Here is a 5565-nt window from a genome sequence, read left to right on the forward strand (position 1 = left end):
GGGCTGGGGTCGGGGCCGGGTCGGCCGGAGCGCCGCCGGCCGACCCGAAGTCGTAGGCGGTCTCGGCGTGGAACGCCTGGTCGACGCCGCCGAGCTCGTCCTCCTCGGTGGCCCGGAAGCCGATCACCGCGTCCACGAACCTGGCCAGCAGCCAGGAGGCGGTGAAGGAGAAGGCCATCACCGAGAAGGCACCGACCGCCTGCTTGCCCAGCTGCCCGATGCCCCCTTCGCCGGTGGCCAGCAGGCCGACCAGCAGGGTGCCGACGAGACCGCCGGTGAGATGCACACCGACGACGTCCAGGGAGTCGTCCAGGCCGAACCGGTGCTTGAGGCCGACCGCCCAGGCGCAGACCACTCCGGCGACCAAGCCGATGGCGAGGGCGCCGAGGGGGTCGACGGACGCGCCGGAGGGGGTGATGGCGACCAGGCCGGCGACCGCGCCGGAGGCGGCGCCCAGCGTGGTGAAGGCACCGTGCCGGACGCGCTCCCAGGCGAGCCAGCCGAGCATCGCGGCGCCGGTGGCGACCTGGGTGTTGAAGGCCATGGCGGCGGCGGTGCCGTCGGCGGCCAGCTCCGAGCCGGCGTTGAAGCCGAACCAGCCGAACCACAGCAGTCCGGCGCCCAGCATCACCAGCGGCAGGTTGTGCGGGCGCGCCGGGTTCGTGCCGAAGCCGATGCGCCTGCCGACCACCAGGGCCGCCGCGAGGGCGCCGACGCCCGCGTTGATGTGGACGGCGGTGCCGCCGGCGAAGTCGATCACCCCGAGCCTGTGGAGCCAGCCGTCCGCCTGCCAGACCCAGTGGGCGACGGGGAAGTAGACGAGGCTGACCCACAGGGTGATGAACAGCGCCCAGGCGCTGAACCTCACCCGGTCCGCGAGCGCGCCGCTCATCAGCGCGGGGGTGATGACCGCGAACGTCAGCTGGAAGAGTGCGAAGGCCAGCACCGGGATGCCGTCCTCGCCGGTGAGCGTCTGGGGATCGATGCCCCTGAGGCCGAGATGCCCGAAGTCGCCGAGCAGCCCGCCGCCGATGTCCTCGCCGAAGGTGAGGGTGTAGCCGTACAGCACCCACACCACGCTCACGACGCCGAGTGAGACGAAGGACATCATCAGCATGTTCAGGGCGCTCCTGGCCCGCACCATGCCGCCGTAGAAGAAGGCGAGGCCCGGGGTCATCAGCATCACGAGCGCGGCACTGATCAGTACGAACGCGGTATCTGCGCCATTCACCGTCACGTCTCCTCGAAGCCGGCGGCCCCGTCCCGGACTCGGATGCCCGGGCGGGCCGGTTCAGGCCACGAGAGTGACGCGGCGCGGTTTCAGCGGATGCCGTCCGGGGTTTCGCCGCGATGACGAAGACCACGCGGGTGTTACGGACGGGTGAACCGCCGGATGACCACGGGGTGACCGCGGGTGTCGGGTCAGACGGCCTGGGGCTCGGCGGAGTCGGGCATCTGCTCTGCGACCTTCTCGCTCAGCTCGATCACCGCCGGCACCTCGCCGTAGTCGCGCACCGCGCTGGCCACGGTCTTGCGCAGCCGGTTGTTCACCCGCTCGGAGCGGACCTGCTGGGCGAACGGCAGGGCCTTCCCGGCCAGGACCGCACCCTGCTCGGGCTCCCGCTGGAGCAGGTGGACGGTGGCCATGCCGATCAGGTTGAGCGCGTACGACCGGTGGTGGCCGCCCTCCTTGCCGACCTCGGCACCGAACAGTTCCACGGCCCGCTCCATGAGAGGCGTGGCGAGGTTGGCGTAGGTGGGGCTGCGGCCGGCGACATAGGCCAGGTCGCGGAAGGAGTGGGCGTTCTCGGCGTTGAGTTCGGCCTCGGAGAAGAACCGGATCCAGTCCGGGTCCCCGTCGTGCTCGGTGCAGTCCTCGAAGGCGTCCTCGGCCATCCGCACCGCGCGGTGGCACTTGCTGGGCTGGCCGATGTTCGCGTAGGCGCGCGCCTCCATCGCGTACAGCATCGCCTGGGTGCGCGGGGTGGCGCTCTCCCGGCTGCCGTACTGGGCGAGGTGGATGAGCTCCAGGGCGTCGTCGGGCCGGCCCAGATGGATCATCTGGCGGCCCATGCTGGAGAGGATGTACGAGCCCAGCGGGCGGTTCCCGGCCTCCTTGGCCGCGTGCAGGGCGAGCACGAAGTACTTCTGCGCGGTGGGCTGCATGCCGATGTCGTAGCTCATCCAGCCCGCCAGCTGGGCGAGTTCGGCGGCGACCGTGAACAGCCGCCTGGCGGTGGTCTCGGTGTGCTGCTCCTGCAGCAGGTCGGTCACCTCGTGCAATTGACCGACAACCGCCTTGCGGCGCAGCCCGCCACCGCACTGCGCGTCCCACTGCCGGAACATCACGGCGGTGGCTTCCAGCAGCTCGAGTTCGGGCTTGGAGAGTCGGGTGTGCCGGCGGACCCGGTCGGGGTCGGCCGCCGCCGGGAGCGTGGAGCCGCTGGGCGCCGGCGCCAGCCAGCGCTGCATCGGCTCGACCAGGGCGGGGCCCGCGGCCAGCGACAGCGAGCTGCCCAGGAAGCCGCGCCGGGCGAGCATCAGATCGCTGCGGGAGAACTCGCTGAGCAGGGAGACCGTCTGCGGCGCCGCCCAGGGCAGGTCCACCCCGGAGTCGGACGGCGACTGGTGGACCGGGCGCAGCCCGAGGTCCTCGATGCCGACCACGCAGCCGAACCGCTCGGAGAACAGTTCGGAGAGGATGCGCGGGATGGGCTCCCTGGGCTGCTCGCCGTCCAGCCAGCGGCGCACCCGGGAGGTGTCGGTGCTGACGTGGTGGGCGCCCAGCTCCCGGGCCCGGCGGTTGACCTGGCGCGCCAGCTCGCCCTTGGACCAGCCGCTGCGCACGAACCAGGAACCCAACTGCGCATTGGGGCGCTTCTCAGCACTTCCGCCGTTGCCGCCCACTGGAACGCCCCCATCTCGCGAGTCCGGTTTGAATGACCATCAGAATGCCTGCCACCGGGGGCAGTTGTCGGATCGGACGGCCGTTTTCGAGCCATCCGGCTTCATCGACCCGGCCGAGGCTGCCTGCCGATGGCATATCCCCCGCCTTACCCAGCGGCCGACACCGGCATCCCGGATTGTGCACTGAAAGTAACCTGGTGATCACCGGTGTCGCGAGGTGGCCTTGGGAAACGCCACCATTCGCCACCCCTTTGAATGAACTGCGGTCCCGCCCCGCACGATTCACTTGACGCGGGTGATCTAGGGAGGAATCCGGGAGTCGGTGCATCGGCCTGAATCCACGGCGCGTGCGCCGTGGCTCACCACCATTCACGCCTCCTCGCGCCGCCGCCGTTCGGGTGGCGACCAGGTGTGCAGGTGGGACTCCGGTTCGTAACCATCGATGACGGCGACCCGTTGGAGGGGGCATGGGCTTCACGATCGGCGGCATCCGGGGCATCCGGGACAAGCAGTCCGGCCCGCGGCGCCGCGGGCGGGCATCCGACTGCACCACGGTGGCCGAGTACACCGGACTGTGGGGGTGGGACGTGGTGCCGGGCGCGCGGGCGGCCCGCGCCTCCGGTTCCGGAAGAAACGAATGCTCATGCGGTGACGTGCGGTGCCCCGCGCCGGGCGCGCATCCGCTCGCGTTCGCGCCACCGGTTCCGGCGGGCGCCACCCTGGACGACGCGGTGGCCGCCTGGTCCGAGGTGCCCGGGGCCGCGGTACTGCTCCCGGTGGGCCGCTCCTTCGACGTCCTGGAAGTGGCCGAGCGGGTGGGCCGGCGGGCGCTGGTCCGGCTGGAGCGGATGGGGCTGCCGCTGGGGCCGGTGGCCGCCACCCCGCACGGGCGCACCCAGTTCTTCGTGGCCCCCGGGGCCGCCGCCGAGCTGCCCGCCCTGCTCTACCGCATGGGCTGGGACGACGCCGATCTGGACCTGCGCTGCCTGGGGCCGGGCGACCACCTCACCGCCCCGCCCTCGGACCTCGGCGGCCTCGGCCCGGTGCGCTGGCTGCGCCCGCCGTCGCTGGACACCGCGGCCCGCCCGCCCGAGGCCCGGCTGCTGCTGGGCACCCTGGCGTACGTCTGCCACCGCTCGGCGCGCTGAGCCCCGCGGGTTCCAAGGCGCCGTACGAGCCCCCGAACAGCGCCGTACGAGCCCCCCAACAGCCGGGTGCCCCGCCGCGGAGCACGCGGCGGGGCACCCGGTGGTGAGGCTCCGGTCCGGCCCGTCAGCCGCCGTTGCCGATCAGCGCGTCGACGAACGCCTCCGGCTCGAACGGCGCCAGGTCGTCCGCGCCCTCGCCGAGACCGACCAGCTTCACCGGCACGCCCAGGTCCCGCTGGACCGCGACCACGATGCCGCCCTTGGCGGTGCCGTCCAGCTTGGTGAGCACGATGCCGGTGATGTCGACCACCTCGGCGAACACCCGCGCCTGCACCAGGCCGTTCTGCCCGGTGGTGGCGTCCAGCACCAGCAGCACCTCGTCGACCGTGCCGTGCTTCTCGACGACCCGCTTGACCTTGCCCAGCTCGTCCATGAGACCGGTCTTGGTGTGCAGCCGGCCCGCGGTGTCGATGAGCACCACATCGGCACTCTCCGCGATGCCCTCCTTGACCGCGTCGAAGGCGATGGACGCCGGGTCGCCGCCCTCGGGGCCGCGCACGGTGCGCGCGCCGACCCGCTCGCCCCAGGTCTGGAGCTGGTCGGCGGCGGCGGCGCGGAAGGTGTCCGCGGCGCCCAGCACCACGGACTTGCCGTCCGCGACCAGCACCCGGGCCAGCTTGCCGGTGGTGGTGGTCTTGCCGGTGCCGTTCACGCCGACGACCATGACGACGCCGGGCTTCTCCTCACCGTTGACGCCCACACCGCTCTCGGTGTGCACGCTGCGGTCCGCGTCGGTGCCGATCAGGTTCAGCAGTTCCTCGCGCAGCAGGCCGCGCAGCTCCTCGGGGGAGCGGGTGCCGAGGACCTTGACGCGCTCGCGCAGCCGCTCGACCAGCTCCTGGGTGGGGGCCACGCCGACATCGGCGGTGAGCAGGGTGTCCTCGATCTCCTCCCAGGTGTCCTCGTCCAGGTGCTCGCGGGAGAGCAGCGTGAGCAGGCCCTTGCCCAGCGAGTTCTGCGAGCGGGCGAGCCGGGCGCGCAGCCGCACCAGTCGCCCGGCGGTGGGTTCGGGGACCTCGATCGCCGGGGCCTCGGGGGCCTCGGGCTCGGCGGGCGCGGCCGGCGCCTCGGCGACCGGGAGGTCCACCTCCTCGATGGTCCGGCGCGGTTGTTCGCGCGTGGTGGGTTCGGCCTCCTCGCCGACGTGCGGCTCGGCGGGCGGCGCGGTGACGGACGGGCTGCTCGGCGGGGTCGGCGGCAGCTGCTTCTTCTTGCGGCTGCTGACGACGAGCCCGCTGATCGCGGCGAGCGCGATCACAGCGATGGCTACAGCAAGGATGACGAATTCCATAACCCCCTCAGTATCAGCCACGTATCGGGAATAGCGATCCGGTGTCCGCCGCTCAGGACCAAAGCCCCTAATGGGGGTAAGGGGGCCAAAGTACGATAGGCCCGATTCGCGTCGCGTGCGGGGCTCCAGGTCGCCCCGCCGCGGCCTTTCCCCCCACCC

4 protein-coding genes are annotated in these 5565 nt (G+C 72.3%); 1 reads left to right on the forward strand and 3 read right to left on the reverse strand.

Going from position 1 to position 5565, the window contains the following annotated elements; translation table 11 throughout:
• Together E4099_RS28260 and nsdA are read right to left on the reverse strand one after the other, a co-directional pair.
• On the reverse strand, positions 1-1231 hold a 1231-nt coding region (locus E4099_RS28260; RefSeq protein WP_135341966.1), incomplete at its 3' end, for an ammonium transporter.
• Positions 1232-1422: 191 nt separating this feature from the next.
• Entirely contained in the window at positions 1423-2907 is a 1485-nt protein-coding gene (gene nsdA / locus E4099_RS28265) for a transcriptional repressor NsdA (RefSeq protein WP_135341967.1), read from the reverse strand.
• A gap of 467 nt (positions 2908-3374) precedes the next feature.
• Here nsdA and E4099_RS28270 point away from each other — a divergent pair, with 467 nt between their 5' ends.
• Complete coding sequence (locus E4099_RS28270; RefSeq protein ID WP_135341968.1) at positions 3375-4055, forward strand: bifunctional DNA primase/polymerase; 681 nt, start codon at positions 3375-3377, stop codon at positions 4053-4055.
• Between the two features lie 124 nt (positions 4056-4179).
• Here E4099_RS28270 and ftsY read toward each other — a convergent pair whose 3' ends face one another.
• The gene (ftsY, locus tag E4099_RS28275; RefSeq protein WP_135341969.1) at positions 4180-5406 is read right to left on the reverse strand and encodes a signal recognition particle-docking protein FtsY; all 1227 of its coding nucleotides are present in this window, start codon (positions 5404-5406) and stop codon (positions 4180-4182) included.
• Between the last annotated feature and the right edge of the window lie 159 nt (positions 5407-5565).

This window comes from Streptomyces palmae (assembly GCF_004684805.1).
Lineage (GTDB): Bacteria > Actinomycetota > Actinomycetes > Streptomycetales > Streptomycetaceae > Streptomyces > Streptomyces palmae.